Genomic DNA, 16,449 nt, shown 5'->3' on the forward strand with positions numbered 1-16,449 from the left:
ATGGGCCGCACAAAAACGATTGCCCGCCGCACATTCCTGATCGGGTCTGTGGCCATTGCGGGCGGTGTCGCTTTCGGGGCCTATACTGTGGCGCGCCCCGTTCCGAACCCGTTGCTGGACCAGATCGGCGAAGGCGAAGCCGCGTTGACGCCGTTTGTCATGATTACTGAAGGTGGCATTACCCTGATCGTGCCGCGTGCCGATATCGGGCAGGGCATTGAATCGTTGCAGGCACATCTGATCGCGGAAGAACTGGACATAGACCCGCATACCGCGCGGCTGGACCCCGGCCAGCCGCATGCGGCCTATCATAATGCCGCGCTGGCCGCTGATGGCGTGCCGTTCCCGCATTACCATGATGGGGCCATCGCGCGTGTCGCGCGGGCAGGCGCGGCGGCTGGTGCGCGGGTCATGGGGTTGCAGTTCACGGGCGGGTCGACATCAACCGCTGATCTGCATCTGGCCTTGCGTCAGGCGGGGGCGAATGCGCGTGAAACCCTGAAACAGGCCGCGGCCAACCGTATGGGACTGGCGCGCGGCGATCTGCGCACGAATAATGGCGCGGTCATCCTGCCTGATGAGACGCGCATTCCCTATACCGAGCTTGCCGCTGATGCCGCCAAGCTGGATTTGATAGAGGATGTGCCATTGCGCATGCCTGCGCAGTGGCGCTTGCTGGGAACGCCGGTGCGGCGCACCGATATTGTCGCGAAATCCACTGGGGCCATGACATACGGTATTGATGTGCGTCTGCCCGATATGCTGTTTGCCACGATCCGGCGCAACCCCGGCATTGGCGGGGCCGTACTGTCGGTGGATGACACCGCAGCGCGGGCCATGCAAGGGGTGCGCGCTGTGGTGCCGGTATCGGGCGGGATTGGTGTGATTGCCGACAATACATGGCGCGCGTTCAACGCCGCACAGGCGGTTGAAATCAGCTGGGGGGCGCCCGACTATCCCGCCACATCGGCGGATATGTGGCGTGTGCTGGAAGGGGCGGGAACCCGCGCCAACCGCAACAGCCGCCTTCGCAATGATGGCAAGGTCGAGGATGCGCTGGCACAATCGCAGGCGTTGGGTGTCGAATACCGCGCCCCCTTTCTGGCACATGCGGGCCTTGAGCCGCTAAGCGCAACTGTGCTGTATACCCCCCAACGGCTGGAAATCTGGACGGCAACGCAGGTGCCCGCCGTGCTGCGCGACAAGGCGGCAGAACTGGCGGGGCTGCCGCGCGATGCGGTGACGCTGCATCTGTTGCATGCCGGTGGCAGTTTCGGGCGGCGGCTGGATATCGATTATGTCCTGCCCGCCATTGAACTTGCGATGACGCAGCCCGGCACACCCGTTCAGACGACCCTGACCCGCGAAGAGGACATGACCCATGATTTCCCCCGCCCGATGCATCTGGCGCGGATGCGCGGGGCAGTGCAGGGCGGACGTGTCCATGCCTTCGATATGGATGCGATCAGCCCGTCTGTGGTGGACAGCTGGTTCGGGCGTATCATGTTCGCGCCCCCCGGTCCTGATGCGCTGATTGTGCTGGGGGCGTATGACCAGCCCTTCGCCATTCCGCATTACCGCGTGACCGGCTTCAAGGCACCGCCTTTGGTGCCTGTCGGGTCATGGCGTGCGCCCGGTGCCTGCGCCAATACGTTTTTCCATGACTGTTTTCTGGACGAGTTGATCCACGAGGCGGGCGCCGATCCGCTGGAAGAACGCTTGCGCCTGATCACGCATCCCGACTCGCGGCGCGTGCTGGAAGCGGCGGGCGAAATGTCGGGCTGGTCGGGGCCGCAGTTGGGTAACGGGCGCGGGCGCGGGGTGGCCTATGCCTATGCGCATGGTGTGCCCATTGCCGCTGTGGTTGATGTTGCCATGACGGATGCAGGCATCAGGATCGAGCAGGCATGGATTGCGGGGGAATGCGGCACAGTTTACGATCCCGTCAATGCCGAAGCGCAGGTCACAGGCAGCTTTTTATGGGGGTTGGGGCATGCGATGGAGGCCGAGCTGACCTATCAGGATCACGCGCCGGTGCAGGTGAATTTCGACCGCTTTCGCGGCCTGCAACTGTATCAGACCCCGCGGCTGGAGGTTCGGCTGCTGGGGCAGGGGGATCATGTTCGGGGCTTGGGCGAGCCTGCGACCTGCGCGGCCGCCCCCGCCCTTGGCAATGCGATATTTGCCGCGACCGGAACGCGATTGCGTGAAATGCCTTTCAGCAAGGGCATGCAGTTTGCCTGATATTCGGGTGGGCTGGTGTGATGCCGATTGCCCTGATGGTGCTTCACTCCTTGAGGGGCGGGAATATGCCGCCTGCATAAAGTGAACTTCTGTAACGCCGGATCGGCAGACCCCGACCCGCCGATCGCGCGGGGCGTCATCCGTGCCGACACGATCAATGGAAATCGCGGCTTGGGAACAGGCGCTTGGCCTGTTCGCGCGGGTGGTGGGCGCGGGGCGGATAGCGGGGCGGGCGCGGTGCATCATCGGCCTGCGGGGCGGTCAGCCCAATGTCGTGATCCATCGGGTGGCCAAGGTCGGATAATTGATGCGACATATCGTCGATCTGATCGGCAATCAGATGTGCAACTGCCCCTTCGCGTTCCAGCCGCCCTGTGACACGCAGCAACCGCCCCCCCATGACAACCCGCCGGAACCGCGCATAGGTTTTTGGCCAGACGACAACATTGCACACGCCGGTTTCATCCTCCAACGTCAGGAAAATGACACCGGACGCTGTGCCGGGGCGCTGGCGGGTGATGACCAGACCGCAGACCGACATGCGCCCAAGGGGCACTGTAACAAGCCGGTCATGCGGGGTCAGGGTGCCCATGGCGGGGCGCAGCAATTCCATAGGATGGGCGCGCAGGCTTAGGCGCAGGGCGATGTAATCCTCCACCATCTCCTCGCCCAAGTGCATGGCGGGCAGGGAAACAGCAGGTTCGCGCAGCCCTTCGCCATCAATGGGGTCGGCGAAAAGCGGCAGGGGCGCGGGCGCGCGGATGGCACGCACCGCCCAAAGGGCCGCGCGCCGTGTCAGGCCCTGACCCATGAAAACATCGGATTCTGCCAGACGTTCCAGCACGGCAGGCGCCACACCGGCGCGCAACCACAGGCTTTCGGGGTCGGGATAGCCATTGCCGCGGGCGGCCACGATCCAGTCCGCGTCTTCCTTGCGGAAGCCCTTGATCTGGCGAAACCCCAGCCGCAGCGCCAGCGCGCCATCGCCGCGCCGTTCCAGAATATTATCCCATCCGGAATGGTTCACGCAGATCGGGCGCACATCCACACCATGTTCGCGCGCATCGCGCACAATTTGCGCAGGGGCATAAAACCCCATCGGCTGGCTGTTCAGCAGCGCGCAGGCAAAAACCGCCGGATGGTGGCATTTCAGCCATGATGACACATAGGTCAGCATGGCAAAGGCGGCGGCATGACTTTCGGGAAAACCGTAATCGGCAAAGCCTTCGATCTGGGCAAAGCAGGCCTCGGCCACGTCGCGGGCATAGCCGTTTGCCAGCATGCCGTTGATGAAACGGTCCTTATGCTTGCCAATCGTGCCCATGCGCCGGAAGGATGCCAGCGACCGGCGCAGATGGTCGGCCTCTTCTGCGGTGTAGCCCGCGCCCACAACGGCAATCTGCATGGCCTGTTCCTGAAACAGCGGCACGCCCAGCGTTTTCCGCGTGACCTGTTCCAGCGCGGGGCCAAAGGGTTCGGGGGATTCCAGCCCCTGACGGCGGCGGATATAGGGTTTGACCATGCCGCCCTGAATGGGGCCGGGGCGCACAATGGCCACCTCGATCACCAGATCATAGAATGTGCGTGGCCGCATGCGGGGCAGGAAATTCATCTGCGCGCGGCTTTCCACCTGAAACACGCCCACCGCATCGGCGCGGCACAGCATGTCATAGGTGGCGGGGTCTTCTTGTGGCACGCTGTCCAGCGTCAGGCGGTTGTGTTCATGGGTTTTCAGCAACTCGAACGCCTTGCGAATGCAGGTCAGCATGCCCAGTGACAGGATATCAACCTTCAGGATGCCCAGCGCGTCAATATCATCCTTGTCCCATTCGATGACAGTGCGCCCCTCCATCGCGGCGTTCTCAATGGGGCATAATTCGTCAAGCCGGCCTTTGGTAATGACAAACCCGCCGACATGCTGGCTAAGATGGCGGGGAAAGCCGATAATTTCCCCGATCAGGCGCAGGGTCAGTGACAGGCGGCTGTCGCGCGGGTCCAGCCCCAGTTCGCGCAGGCGCGCAGGGTCCGCGCCGCTGTTGGAATGGCCCCAGATCTGGCCTGACAGCGCGGTGGTGACATCGGCGCTTAGCCCCATGACCTTGCCCACCTCGCGGATGGCGGCGCGGGTGCGGAAATGGATGACCGTGGCGCACAGGCCGGCGCGGTCGCGGGTGTAGCGGTCATATATCCACTGAATCACCTCCTCTCGGCGTTCATGTTCGAAATCCACGTCAATATCGGGCGGTTCGGCGCGGTGGCGTGAAATGAAGCGTTCGACCACCATGCCAATCATGTCGGGGCTGACATCAGTGATGCCCAGCAGGTAGCACAGGATGGAATTTGCCGCAGACCCGCGCCCCTGACACAGAATGCCGCGCGCGCGGGCATAGGCCACAATGTCATGCACTGTCAGGAAATAGGCGGCATAGTTCAGGTCTGCCACCAGCGCCAGTTCCTTGGCCATCAGCCCCTGCACCCGCTGGGGGGCACCTTGCGGGTAGCGCCGCGCCATGCCGTCGCGCGCCAGCCGTTCCAGCCGCGCTTGCGGGGCTTCGCCCTGCGCCACCTCGTCAGGGTAGTCATAACTTAGCTGCCCCAGATCGAAGGCGCAGCGCGCCGCAATGTCCAGTGTGCGCCGGATCGCGGCAGGGTGGTTGCGATACAGGCGCGCCATATCTGCATGGCCCTTCAGGCGGCGTTCCGCATTGGGCAGGGCGCGGGTGCCGATCCGGTCAATGGTGATGCCTTCGCGCAGGCAGGTCAGCACATCGGCCAGCGGGCGGCGCGCGGCGCGGTGCATCAGCACATCGCCCAGCGCCACCATGGGCGTGCTGGCGCGCAAGGCCAGACGCGCGCAGGCATCAAACCACGCCTGATCGCTGCCATCATAGCGCGGGGTCGCGCCCAGAAACACCTGACCGGGATAGCGCGATTGCAGGGCCTTCAGCGGGGCCGTGGCCTGTGCCAGTTCCATGGGGGGCAGGGCGATCAGGATCATGCCCTGACAGCCGGTTTCAAGGTCGCGCAATGTCAGGTGACAGCCCGCCTTGGGCGCGCGGCGCTTGCCCTGTGTCAGCAACCGCGCCAGCCGGTGATAGGCCGCGCGGTCGGTGGGCAGGGCAACCCAGTCCACTGCGCAATCGTGCAGCACCAGCCGTGCACCCACAATCAGCTTTGGCAGCGTCGGCAGGTCGGCATGGGGCAGTTCATGTGCTGAAACCTGTTGACGTGATGATGCGTCCATGCGCGTGGCGGACCGCACCGGCAGGTCCTTGGCCGCATCCTTGCGCAGGGTTTTCAGGGCCGACCATGCGCGCACCACACCCGCCAGCGAATTGCGGTCGGTGATGGCAATGGCCGCCAGCCCCAGTTCGGCGGCGCGCAAAACCAGTTCTTCGGGATGCGACGCGCCCGTCAGAAAGGTGAAATTCGATGTCACGCATAATTCGGCATAACTCATGCGAATTCACCCTGCACATACCAGCCGGGGGTTTGGGGGGTGTGAAACAGCCATAGCCTGCGGCCCTGACGGGTATGAACACACCAGTAATCGCGCAGACCTGTCCGCCAGTCCGGGTCATCGAACCACCATTCGGGCGCAATACGTTCCGGCCCGATGGCGCGGGCCGTGTGCAGATGCATGCGCCGCCAGCGAAACCGCGCAGGCGGTGTGGGGCCTGTGGCGGCAATGGCTTCGGGCGCGAACAGGTGCAGCGGGCGGGGCGTGGCGCTGCGCCAGCCCGTTGCGGGCGCGCTGTAGGCGGCGGGGGCAATCAGGAAACTGCGTTCGGGGATGTGGCTGTCGGCGGGCAGAAACCGCCGCACATTTTCCAGCCCGATACGGGTGCCGATGCGGGTGACAAGATCGGCCAGCCGGTCGGGGCCTTGGGGTCTGGCGGCCAGTCCGGCCTGCTGCACGGCAAGCGGTTCGACATGTGTGGCCTCCAGCCGCAGCTGGTCAATGCCGAAACCGGCCTCGACCGTAGTGATGCCGCGTTCAAACAGGGGCAGAATGCGGGCCGCGTCGCGCATGGCGGTGGCCAGCCGTAATTCCACCTGCTGGCTGCCCTGATCCACCCGCCGCAAGGTCAGCACCAATGCGCGCGCGCCGGTGCCTTGGGCGTGCAGTTTGGCGCATAGCGCGTCCAGCAGGCGGCCAGTTGCGGCCATCACATCGGCAACCAGACCAATGGGGTCAGGCAGGGTCAGGCGCACGCCGTAATGCGGCGGCGCAGCTTCGGGGGTGACGGGTTCGGGCATATGGCCAAGCGCCTGATCCAGCCGCATCATCAGGTCAGGGCCAAAGCGGCGAGCCAGCGGTGCGCGCGCGGTGCGTGACAGGTCACTGATGGTGCGCAGCCCCAGCCGTTGCAGCGCGGTGCTGGTGGCATTGTCCAGCCGCAGCGCGGCCACTGGCAATGTGTCCAGCGGCTGTTCGGCCTGCGTGCCGTAATGCGCCCGCGCCCATGCCGCCCCGCGCGTGCAGCCCAGCCCCAGCCGCCCCTCCAGCCCGGCCGTGTCCAGCCGCGCGCGCATGCGCGCCAGCAGCGCCCCCTCGCCCCCCCACAGATGGGCTGATCCGCTGATATCCAGCACCAGCCCGTCCGTGCCGTCATGCCCCACCCAAGGGCACCAGCGCATGGCCCAGCGTCGCAGCGTGGCCAGAAAATGCGCATCCAGATCAGGGCGCGCGGGGTGGCACACCAGATCGGGGCAAAAGGCGCGCGCATCAGCCAGTGACATGCCGCGATGCAGCCCCGCCTGTTCGGCAAGCGCGTTCACACAATACAGCCGTTCACTGTTGTCCTGCCGCAAGGTCAGCGCGAAAGGTCCGTCAACCGGATGTGTCCGCAAAACCCGATCTGTCGCCAGTCGGGGGAACCATATGCAAATGACGCGTTTCTGAATCCCATCGAACATGCCAGGCCCCGATTGTTCCTGATTTGTTCTTGATAATTTCCCAACGCATCAGAGTCGAGTCGCTTCTGTTCACATCCAGCACAGGGGCCGCGTGCCAGCGTGTTTCTGCGGCATTGGACCCCATTCCTTCGGGGATAATGCACAAGCCTGTGGTGTTTCCTGCGCGGGCGGCCAGTTGCAGCCTGCGCCCTTCGCGCAGGTCCAGCGCGCGGGTGGTCGCGATCACAACCAAGGGCGCGGCCCCGTCCTTAAGCGATTCTTCGGCCACGGCAAGGGTGTCTGTCTGGTTGTCGGTGCTGGCCAGAAGCAGGCGCGCGGGGTCCATCATCGCGGCCAGACCGGGCGGATGTGGCGCGCTGCCTTGCCTGCCTTCGCACACCCACAGCACGGCCCCCTCCAACCTTGCGGCCTGAACGGCGGCAAAAGCGGTGGCCCCCGCGCCATACACTTCATGGACGCGGCCGCTGCGCAGCAGGAATGACGCGGGCAGATTGCAGAACATAGGGTGAATATATGGCATGGGACCGGCCGTTTCAAATGGTCATATCCGTTTATGCCTGTGGGTGTGAAACGGGCGGAACGGGATTTCGGTGCCTTGGGGCGGTGCGGCCCCGGATTGTCGTTACGCGGTATGCAAGGCGGTGGGTCAGGTCAGGCGGCTGGCCGCGCAATATGAAAAAGATGATGGACTTGGCCGGTCGAAAATTGCAATAAATGCAAAAACATACGACTTTTCATGCCCATGATCAGGCGTTGGAAAGTTGCAGTTTGAACATGTATGCAACAGCTGAAAGGACAACCGGCATGGGCTATATTCTTGCGCTTGATCAGGGGACGACATCCAGCCGCGGCATTGTGTTCGACGCGCAAATGCGTATTTCCGCCATCGCGCAGGAAGAATTCCCGCAGCATTATCCGGACTCCGGCTGGGTAGAACATGACCCGTCGGACCTGTGGGCCACAACAGCGGCAACGGCGCGCGCGGCGATTGAAAAGGCGGGACTGAATGCCAGCGATATTGCCGCCATCGGCATTACCAACCAGCGCGAAACAACCCTGATCTGGGATCGCAAGACCGGCAAACCCATTCATAACGCCATTGTCTGGCAGGACCGCCGCACCGCCGATTTCTGCGCGAAGCTGCGCGCAGACGGGCATGAGCAGATGATCACGGCGCGCACGGGGCTGCTGGCAGACCCCTATTTTTCGGCCACCAAGGTCAAGTATATCCTTGATCAGGTTGACGGGGCGCGCGAACGGGCGCGCGGGGGCGAATTGGCCTTCGGCACTGTGGACAGCTGGCTGATCTGGAACCTGACAGGGGGCCGCGTGCACGCGACCGATGCCACCAATGCCGCGCGCACCATGCTGTATGATATCCATAAGGGCCGCTGGAGCCGGACCATCTGCGATTTGCTGGATATTCCCATGGAATTGCTGCCCGATGTGCGCGATTGCGCGGCGGATTTCGGGGTGACGCGCGCCGATCTGTTCGGGCGCGAGATTCCCATTCTGGGCGTGGCGGGCGACCAGCAGGCCGCAACCATCGGGCAGGCGTGTTTCAGCCCCGGTATGCTGAAATCAACCTACGGGACGGGCTGCTTTGCCGTGTTGAACACCGGCGAGGTGCCAGTCGCGTCCAGCAACAAATTGCTGACAACCATCGCCTACCAACTGGACGGCAAACCCACCTATGCGTTGGAAGGGTCCATTTTCATTGCGGGCGCTGTGGTGCAATGGCTGCGTGACGGCATCAAGATTATACGCGCGGCCCCTGAAACCCAGGGACTGGCCGAGCAGGCAGACCCAAGTCAGGATCTGATTCTTGTGCCCGCGTTTGTGGGGCTTGGGGCACCTTATTGGAAGCCCGAAGTGCGCGGGGCCATTTTCGGGCTGACGCGCAATTCCGGCCCTGCGGAATTTGCCCGCGCGGCGCTGGAATCGGTGGGTTACCAGACGCGTGATTTGCTGGATGCGATGCAGGCCGACTGGGCGCGCGAAGGCGCGCAGCCGGTTTTGCGTGTGGATGGGGGCATGGCCGCAAACGATTATGCCATGCAGTTCCTGTCCGACATTATCGGCGCCCCCGTGGACCGGCCCGAAGTGCTGGAAACCACGGCATTGGGCGCGGCCTGGTTGGCAGGCATGCGCGCGGGCGTCTGGCCCGACATGGATGAATTCGCCAAGGGCTGGGCCGTCGAGCGCCAGTTCGCCCCGCGCATGGACGAGGGGCCGCGCAGGGCGCGCTATGATCGCTGGACGCGGGCCGTCAATGCCGTTTTGGGTGTATGAGTGCGCAGGACATCTGCGAAAACGCGGCATATGCAAAAACGTGACACAGGGGCGTTTCCTGCTAGATTTGCCTTATGGCAAGCAAGTAGATGACAGGAAACCCCATGCGTAAACTGCAATCCCAAGGTGTTCATCATATCACCATCATTGGTGCCGACCGGCAGACATCGATTGATTTCTGGGAAGGTGTGCTGGGCATGCCGTTCGTGTTTGACCAGCCCAACCTTGATGCACCCGATGAGGGGCATTTGTATTTTGATCCCGGTGACGGGCGCTTGATCACGATATTCACCAACGAGTCCCGCAAACCCGACCCGTCGCGTACCCCGACGGATATCGGGTGTGTGCACCATCTGGCCTTCGCGGTGTCCAAGGCAACATTCAGTCAGGCGGTCGCGCGGCTGGATGAACGCGGCATTTCCCATAGCGGGGTCAAGGATCGCGGGTTTATGGATTCGATCTATTTCAAGGACCCGCTGGGGCTATTGATCGAACTGGCCAGTTACAGGTTTGAACCGCCCCATGGGTTCACCCATGCGCAGGTGTTGCTGGAAGCCCATAAAATCAGGGTGGCGCGCGGGGATTACAATATCGCCGAAATCCATCTGGCGGATGCGATTGAAAATCTGGCCACGCGGTCGCGCGAAACGCTGTCGGAAGATCGCAGCGCCAAGGCCCCTTATGCATCCGGCGCGTGACCGGATGAGGCGCTGCGCATTGGTGGCTGCGTCATAACCGGACGGGCGGGTCAAAGGGAATGTGGCCCATCCCCGAAGGAATGGGCCAGCCGCCCCGCCCAGGTGCGTGTCGTCAGGTTCGAAACTCAGGGCCGTGTGCGCACGTCAATCAGGGCCGCGCCCTTGCGTGCGCGAATATGCGCCAGCGCCTCTTGCAGGCATTGGGCAAACTGCGTGTGATCTTCGGCCTTCATGGCCAGCGCCCGCGAGGCTTGCGCGACCATCGTGAAATCGGGGCAGGGGGCAAGGCCCGTCAACGGAACCTGATTGGCCTTGGCCGCATATCCGTCAGGATAAAGCCCGACCACGGACTGGCGCACAGCGCCCCATTCATTATTGTTCAACACCAGAATAAGGATGGGCAGGTTCAACGCCTCTGCGATCTGGTGGCATGCGACGGGGTTGGCAAACATATAGGTTCCGTCGCCCATCGTCGCCAGAACCAGTTTGTCGGGCGCGGCCAGTTGAAACCCCATTGCCGCAGGCAGCGACCATCCCAGCCCGCCCGCATGGGGTTCCTGATACCATGCTTGCGCATGATCCAGTTGCATAGGGGCCATCGGGCAGCCCAGTTCCGAAAAGATGGTCGCATCCTGGCCTTGCAGGGCGTCCGACACAATACGCGCGATCTGCGCCTTGGTCATGCCCTGCGCATCATCGGGCGCGGCAGCGGCAAGGGTGGCCTGCCGCGCGGCTGCGTTGCTGGCGGAAACCTGTTCGAAACGCGCTGCGACGCCTGCATGCGGTGTATGGTTTCCAAGCGCGCGTTCCAATGCCAGAAGGGCCGGGGCCGTGTCACTGGCCAGAACCATATCGCCGCGGAAATTGCGGATTGGTGTGCGTTGTGACAAGGGGTTCGGGCCGATCTGCACGACGGTCGCATCTGCGCGCGGTTCATGGGCGGCGGGCATCCACGGCGCCAGCACATCCAGACAGATCACAAGATCCGCGCGCGCCAGCAGCGGGCCACCATCTGCGGGCGCGGCCATTGGATGCGTGGTTGTCAGTGCCAGCCGGTTGGCCCAATACTGGCACACGGGAATTGCCCAGTCCCGCGCAATCCGGTCCAGCGCGGCAAATCCGTCTGCATTGCCCGCGCCATGCTGCGCGAAAATCACCGGAAATTCGGCCTGCGCAATCAGTCGTGCCAGTTCGGCAATCTCATCCGGTGCGGCATGGGCACCGTGTGCGCGCATTCTGGGCGGTAGGTCCAGCCCGTCGGAAGGGCAGGGTTCACACAGAACCTCGCGCGGCAGTGACACATAGACCGGTCCGCGCGGGGTGGAGGACGCAATCGCATGCGCCCTGTCCACAAGGTCGGGCACCTGTTCGGGGAAGCGCAATTCATAATCCCATTTGCTGGCTTCGCGCACCAGCGATGTCTGGTCGCGCATTTCCTGCCCCCAGCCGATGGGCACCGTGCGCGCCCCGAAACGGTCCTTTTCCACAGTGGGGGTGCGGCCTGAAAACAGCAGGATCGGCACATTTTCCACATGGGCGTTCAACGCCCCGATGGCGCAATTTGCAAGGCCCACATCCGTATGCGCGATAACCGCCTGCACCTGCCCTGTGGCCAGATAATAGCCATGCGCCATGCCCATGGCTGCGTGTTCATGCGGAATGGTCAGCGCATGCGGCAGTGGCATATCCTTTGCCGTAGCCTCTGCCAGCCCTTCGATAATGGGCGGAAAGTCGGTGCCGGAATTGGCAAAAATGTAATCAACGCCCACGGATTTCAGTCGCGCCAGCAGCGCCGCCCCCGCCGAGACTTGTGGCTTGTCCATACCCTCTCTCTCCCTTTGTTGTGCGGGGCGGGACGCATTGCGCGCCGGTTGCCCCGCGGAATTCAAGTGTCGCCCCCTCAGGCAAGGCCCAGAAGGTAAACAACCGCCGGCAAGGTCGCAAAACTGCACACTGTCGCCACCAGCAGGCCATAAGCGCTAAGTTGCCCGTGGCCCGCCCTTGCCCCCAGCAGCGGGAAAATCGTGATCATGGGCATGGCCGCGAATAACACGGCCCCCACCGCCATAACCCCGCCAAAGCCCGGCACCACACCCGCCGACCCCCAGACGGCCAGCGGGTGCAACACCAGTTTGCCCGCCACCATCAGCCCGACAACGGATATGCGCCCCTGTGCGGGCAGGCTGGCCAGCATGCCCCCGATGACCAGCAGCGCCAGCGGGCCGGAAATGCGCGCAACAAAGGCCAGTGTGCTGCGCGCCACCTCTGGCAGCGTGATGCCGGAAAAGGAAATGGCAAGACCGGCAAGTAACGCGATCAGCAGCGGATTGCGCAACATATCGGTCACAATCTTGCGACGGGTTTGCGCAACATCCCCTTGCCCCGCAAGGGCGATCAGCAACAGCGCCAAAGGCAGGATCAGGACGTTTTCCACAATCATGCAATGCGCCAGAATAAGCGTTGCCAGTTCCGGCCCCACCAGCGCCTGCCCGATGGGCAAGCCCATGAAACCGCTATTGGCCATGGACACGGCCAGCCCCACCACAGCCGACATGGACCGCGACAGCCCCAGACCATACCGCGCGATGGCCATACAGATCAGCATTGTTGCCAGTGACCCTGCCGCATAGGCCAGCAAAAAGCCCTTGTTCAATGCGCCTTGTGACGGGGTTCCGGCAAGGGCCAGAAGGATCAGCGCGGGCAAGGCGATGCGTATGACCACAGTGCCAAGCGGTTGCACGGTGGCAGGGTCAAGATAGCGGCTGCGGATCGCCACGAACCCCAGCCCGATGACAGCGAATACTGGCACGAAAATCTCGATCAAGGTCATGGCGGATTTCCGGATGCACGGGTCAAAGCAGGGTTTCCACAAGTATTTTGGCGGCAATCACACCCAGAACGGCCAGCATGGCAAAGTCGAACACCTTGGGTGATGCTTTTCGCCCCAGCCATGTGCCGACGGGCATGAACAGAAACACAATCCCCAACGCGATGAAGCCCATGACCAGCCGTTCGCCGTTCATGATCCCCAGCCCCCATAAGACGGGGAATTGTGCCGCCGACATTGTTACGAAGAAGATGGAAACGGTGCCGATGAACGCCTCTCTCGGCAGGCGCATGGCATTCAGGTAGGTGATGGAGGCAGGCGCGGAAATACCCGTGGCCCCTTGCAAGACCCCGCCCACAGTGCCCGCAACACCGCTATACCGTTCTGCCTGCTTGTGCTGAAGCATCCAGCCCGGTTTGGCCAGTCGCAGCCCAATATAGCCCAGCACCGCAAAGGCAACCAGCAATGACAGGGTTTCCTGTGGAAGCGATGCCAGCAGATATGTTCCAAGGACGACCCCCAGCACACCGCCCCCCGCAAACAGCAGCAAAAACCGCCGTGACAGGGCCTTGTCGCGGTATGTCCATGCCTGCCAGACATTGCTTAGCAGGTTGGGGACAACCAGAATGGCCACGGCTGTTTGCACGTCGAACACCATTGTCAGCGCGGGTGCCGCGATTACGGGAACGCCTGCACCAATGGCGCCTTTCATGACGCCCCCCAAGGCAACAGCCATGATCGCCAGCACAATGCCTAACACAAATCCCCCCGGATGCCGTGAAACAAACCCAAGATCATATGCCAGCCCGACGAATGCAACCCTGCATATCAATATCAAAACCCGCCTTCAGTCTATGATCGTGTTAATATTATCTACAATATATACATTGACTTAGTGATTTTTTGGAAAATACATAACAAGTTATCATTGCATTTTCCTTATAGTGTGGTGCAGGTTTGAATTCTGGGGTGGGCGGTCAGGCAGCATGAATAACGGGGAGGTCTGGATGAAGCCGGGTGAGACTGCGCCGGAGGATGCGCCAGCGATCATGTTGCCAAACCTGCGGCATTTACGGCTGTTGGATGTGGCGATCAGCGAAAGTTCTTTGACGGCGGCGGCGAACAAGGTTCATATTTCGCAGCCCGCCGCATCACAGGCCGTTGCCAAGCTGTCAGAGGTTTTTGGCGCCCGCCTGATTGAACGGTCGGGCAATAACGTAACCCCGACACAGGAAGGTGACATCGTCGTCAAGCGTGCCCGCCGCGCATTGGAGCATTTGCGCGCGACAGGGCCGGGGCAAAAGGGGCGCAAACCATCAGACCGCGCGCTGGCAGGGGATATGCTGGTGCGCTATGCCAGCACGGCACAGTTGCGGGCCATATCCGCATTCGCGACATCGGGCAGCTTTGCCGCGGCGGCGCGCAAGCTGGGGCAGGCAGAATCCTCCGTGCAGCGTGCATGCCGCGATATTGAACGTATCGTTGGCCAACCCTTGTTTGAAGGGGGGCAGCGCAAGCGCACCCTGACCGTGGCAGGGCAGCGTCTGGCGGAACAGGCCAGTCTGGCGCTGAACGAGATTACGCTGGCGCAAGCGGAATTGCGTGAACGCGCGGGCGTATTTGACAGCCATCTGGTGATCGGGGCACTGCCATTGGCGCGCACACAGCTTGTGCCGCGTGCGGTGGTCAAGCTTCTGGCCCGCCATCCTGCGGCGCGAATCGAAATTATTGACGGTGCCTATGATGCGCTGGTTCAGCAAATGCGGCTGGGGGCGTGCGATTTCATCATCGGGGCATTGCGCGGGGCGGATCTGGCAAAGGGGCTGGAGGAACGCGCGCTGTTCAAGGATTCGCTGTGTATCGTGGCCCGCGCGGGGCATCCGCTGGCTGCGGGCAACGGCAAGGTCAGGGGCAGCGACCTTGCCCGTTTCCCGTGGATATTGCCGCGCCGTGATGCGCCTGCGCGTCATGTGTTTGAACGGCTTTCGGCGCAGCACGGATTGGAAGACCCCGCGCGCGGTCATGTCGAAACCGGCTCGCTTGTGGTGGTGCGCGGCTTGCTTATGGCGTCCGACGCATTGACGCTGATTTCCCTTAGCCAGATAGAATATGAATACACACAAGGTTTGCTGGTGCCGCTGGACTTCCCGTTGGAGGACGCGCACAGGGTTATCGGAATAACGTCCCTGCGGTCGGCACTGCCCAATCGCCTGCAGCGGAATTTCCTTGGTTTTCTTGAAGAGTCCTCTGCTAGGGTGACATCGCATATGGCACAGGGAAATGCGGGGTGGTTATGACTTTATAGTGAAATCAATGACCCGAATGCATCGCTATATTTGAAATCTTGTGAAACTTATGCATACATCAACACAGCGCCATCGTTCCGATAACTTATCGGGCATAATCGCTACAGAGGGAGGAAATCATGAACAATACTTATCGCCTTAAGGGCGCATTGCGCGCCACGACTGCGGGTCTGGCCCTTGGTGTTGGCCTGTTTGCCGCGCTTCCGGCCATGGCGCAAACAGAATTGCGTTTGCATACATTTGTCGGCCCAAGCCACATTATCTACACCAATATTCTGGAACCCCTTGCCGCCGAGATCGAGGCGGAATCGAACGGGGAACTGACGCTGACGCTGTATCCGTCCATGCAGTTGGGTGGTGGTGCGCCTGAACTTATCCGGCAGGCGCAAGAAGGCACAGTCGACATGGTGTTCAGCCTGCCCGGCTACACATCGCCGCAGTTTCCGCGCACCCAGATGATCGAACTGCCCGGCCTTTCCAGTGATGGTATCGAAACAACAGAACTGATGTGGAACCTGCTGGAGAACGGCTATCTGGACCCCGAATTTGACGGTTTGAAGGTGCTGGCACTTTGGGCGGCAGATGACGCGGGCATCTATACCCGCGACAGACCCATCCGTTCGCTGGATGATATTTCGGGCATGATTCTGCGGTCCCCTTCGGCGGCGCAGGCCGGCCAGATCGAGAAAATGGGCGGCACCCCTGTCGCCATGCCGATCACCGAGTTGTATCCGCAGCTGGAACGCGGCGTGATTGATGGCGCGATGGTGCCGTTCACCACGATTCTTGATTTCCGCATGCATGAAGTTGCGAATTACTACACCATTCCCGGCCCGATTTTTGGCCGGTCCCAGTTTACCGTTGTGATGAATGAAGGCAGCTATAACAACCTGAGCGAAGAACATCAGGCCCTGCTGGACCGTCTGACCGGGATCGAGCTTAGCCAGAAAGCAACGCAAGCCTATCTGGACCGCGCTGACGAAAGCGTGGAATTCGTGCGCAACGATCCGAACAAGGAAGTGATCGAACTGTCCGAGGAAGAACAGGCGCGCATCCTTGAAACCCTGTCGCCGATCTATGCGGAATGGGTTGCGGAAATGGACGCGCAGGGCATTGACGGGCGCGCATTGCTGGCGGTTGCCGGCGTCGAAGTAGACTAAGG

Annotated in this window: 11 protein-coding genes; 5 read left to right on the forward strand and 6 right to left on the reverse strand. The window is 62.2% G+C overall.

Annotated elements, in window-relative coordinates:
* The gene (locus tag ACTIE1_RS05830; RefSeq protein WP_439561378.1) at positions 1-2,244 is read left to right on the forward strand and encodes a xanthine dehydrogenase family protein molybdopterin-binding subunit; all 2,244 of its coding nucleotides are present in this window, start codon (positions 1-3) and stop codon (positions 2,242-2,244) included.
* Between the two features lie 154 nt (positions 2,245-2,398).
* Here the strand turns inward: ACTIE1_RS05830 and ACTIE1_RS05835 are convergent, their stop codons facing one another.
* The 3 genes from ACTIE1_RS05835 to ACTIE1_RS05845 are packed head-to-tail and all read right to left on the reverse strand — an operon-like array spanning position 2,399 to position 7,684.
* Positions 2,399-5,704 (reverse strand): error-prone DNA polymerase, encoded by a 3,306-nt coding sequence (locus ACTIE1_RS05835; RefSeq protein WP_439561377.1) that lies wholly within the window; start codon positions 5,702-5,704, stop codon positions 2,399-2,401.
* Positions 5,701-7,164 (reverse strand): Y-family DNA polymerase, encoded by a 1,464-nt coding sequence (locus ACTIE1_RS05840; protein WP_439561376.1) that lies wholly within the window; start codon positions 7,162-7,164, stop codon positions 5,701-5,703. Before ACTIE1_RS05840 ends, ACTIE1_RS05835 begins: the two co-directional genes overlap by 4 nt.
* Positions 7,079-7,684, reverse strand: coding sequence for an ImuA family protein (locus ACTIE1_RS05845; protein WP_439561375.1), 606 nt, complete (start codon positions 7,682-7,684; stop codon positions 7,079-7,081). Before ACTIE1_RS05845 ends, ACTIE1_RS05840 begins: the two co-directional genes overlap by 86 nt.
* Positions 7,685-7,968: 284 nt before the next feature.
* Here ACTIE1_RS05845 and glpK point away from each other — a divergent pair, with 284 nt between their 5' ends.
* Together glpK and ACTIE1_RS05855 are read left to right on the forward strand one after the other, a co-directional pair.
* Positions 7,969-9,456, forward strand: coding sequence for a glycerol kinase GlpK (gene glpK / locus ACTIE1_RS05850; RefSeq protein WP_439561374.1), 1,488 nt, complete (start codon positions 7,969-7,971; stop codon positions 9,454-9,456).
* A gap of 104 nt (positions 9,457-9,560) precedes the next feature.
* Positions 9,561-10,154, forward strand: coding sequence for a VOC family protein (locus ACTIE1_RS05855; protein ID WP_439561373.1), 594 nt, complete (start codon positions 9,561-9,563; stop codon positions 10,152-10,154).
* Between the two features lie 125 nt (positions 10,155-10,279).
* Here ACTIE1_RS05855 and ACTIE1_RS05860 read toward each other — a convergent pair whose 3' ends face one another.
* The 3 genes from ACTIE1_RS05860 to ACTIE1_RS05870 form a co-directional block, all read right to left on the reverse strand.
* A complete protein-coding gene (locus ACTIE1_RS05860; RefSeq protein WP_439563297.1) occupies positions 10,280-11,977 on the reverse strand; it encodes a thiamine pyrophosphate-requiring protein in 1,698 nt (565 codons plus the stop codon).
* Positions 11,978-12,054: 77 nt separating this feature from the next.
* On the reverse strand, positions 12,055-12,984 hold the full coding sequence (locus tag ACTIE1_RS05865; RefSeq protein WP_439561371.1) for an AEC family transporter: 930 nt from the start codon (positions 12,982-12,984) through the stop codon (positions 12,055-12,057).
* Positions 12,985-13,006: 22 nt separating this feature from the next.
* Positions 13,007-13,741, reverse strand: coding sequence for a sulfite exporter TauE/SafE family protein (locus ACTIE1_RS05870; RefSeq protein ID WP_439561370.1), 735 nt, complete (start codon positions 13,739-13,741; stop codon positions 13,007-13,009).
* Positions 13,742-13,967: 226 nt separating this feature from the next.
* On the opposite strand from ACTIE1_RS05870, the gene ACTIE1_RS05875 reads away from it, so the two are divergent.
* Positions 13,968-15,278 carry a LysR family transcriptional regulator gene (locus ACTIE1_RS05875; RefSeq protein WP_439563298.1) on the forward strand — a complete coding sequence of 437 codons (1,311 nt, stop codon included), beginning with the start codon at positions 13,968-13,970 and terminating at the stop codon, positions 15,276-15,278.
* A gap of 128 nt (positions 15,279-15,406) precedes the next feature.
* On the forward strand, positions 15,407-16,447 hold the full coding sequence (locus ACTIE1_RS05880) for a TRAP transporter substrate-binding protein (protein WP_439561368.1): 1,041 nt from the start codon (positions 15,407-15,409) through the stop codon (positions 16,445-16,447).
* Positions 16,448-16,449: the final 2 nt, after the last annotated feature.

Source organism: Roseinatronobacter sp. (assembly GCF_051859525.1).
GTDB lineage: Bacteria > Pseudomonadota > Alphaproteobacteria > Rhodobacterales > Rhodobacteraceae > Roseinatronobacter.

Bases quoted from the DNA above. Each gene is read 5' to 3' on its own strand.
- ACTIE1_RS05830 (WP_439561378.1), top strand. From the start codon at position 1: ATGGGCCGCACAAAAACGATTGCCCGCCGCACATTCCTGATCGGGTCT.
- ACTIE1_RS05835 (WP_439561377.1), bottom strand. From the start codon at position 5,704: ATGAGTTATGCCGAATTATGCGTGACATCGAATTTCACCTTTCTGACG.
- ACTIE1_RS05840 (WP_439561376.1), bottom strand. From the start codon at position 7,164: ATGTTCGATGGGATTCAGAAACGCGTCATTTGCATATGGTTCCCCCGA.
- ACTIE1_RS05845 (WP_439561375.1), bottom strand. From the start codon at position 7,684: ATGCCATATATTCACCCTATGTTCTGCAATCTGCCCGCGTCATTCCTG.
- glpK (WP_439561374.1), top strand. From the start codon at position 7,969: ATGGGCTATATTCTTGCGCTTGATCAGGGGACGACATCCAGCCGCGGC.
- ACTIE1_RS05855 (WP_439561373.1), top strand. From the start codon at position 9,561: ATGCGTAAACTGCAATCCCAAGGTGTTCATCATATCACCATCATTGGT.
- ACTIE1_RS05860 (WP_439563297.1), bottom strand. From the start codon at position 11,977: ATGGACAAGCCACAAGTCTCGGCGGGGGCGGCGCTGCTGGCGCGACTG.
- ACTIE1_RS05865 (WP_439561371.1), bottom strand. From the start codon at position 12,984: ATGACCTTGATCGAGATTTTCGTGCCAGTATTCGCTGTCATCGGGCTG.
- ACTIE1_RS05875 (WP_439563298.1), top strand. From the start codon at position 13,968: ATGAATAACGGGGAGGTCTGGATGAAGCCGGGTGAGACTGCGCCGGAG.
- ACTIE1_RS05880 (WP_439561368.1), top strand. From the start codon at position 15,407: ATGAACAATACTTATCGCCTTAAGGGCGCATTGCGCGCCACGACTGCG.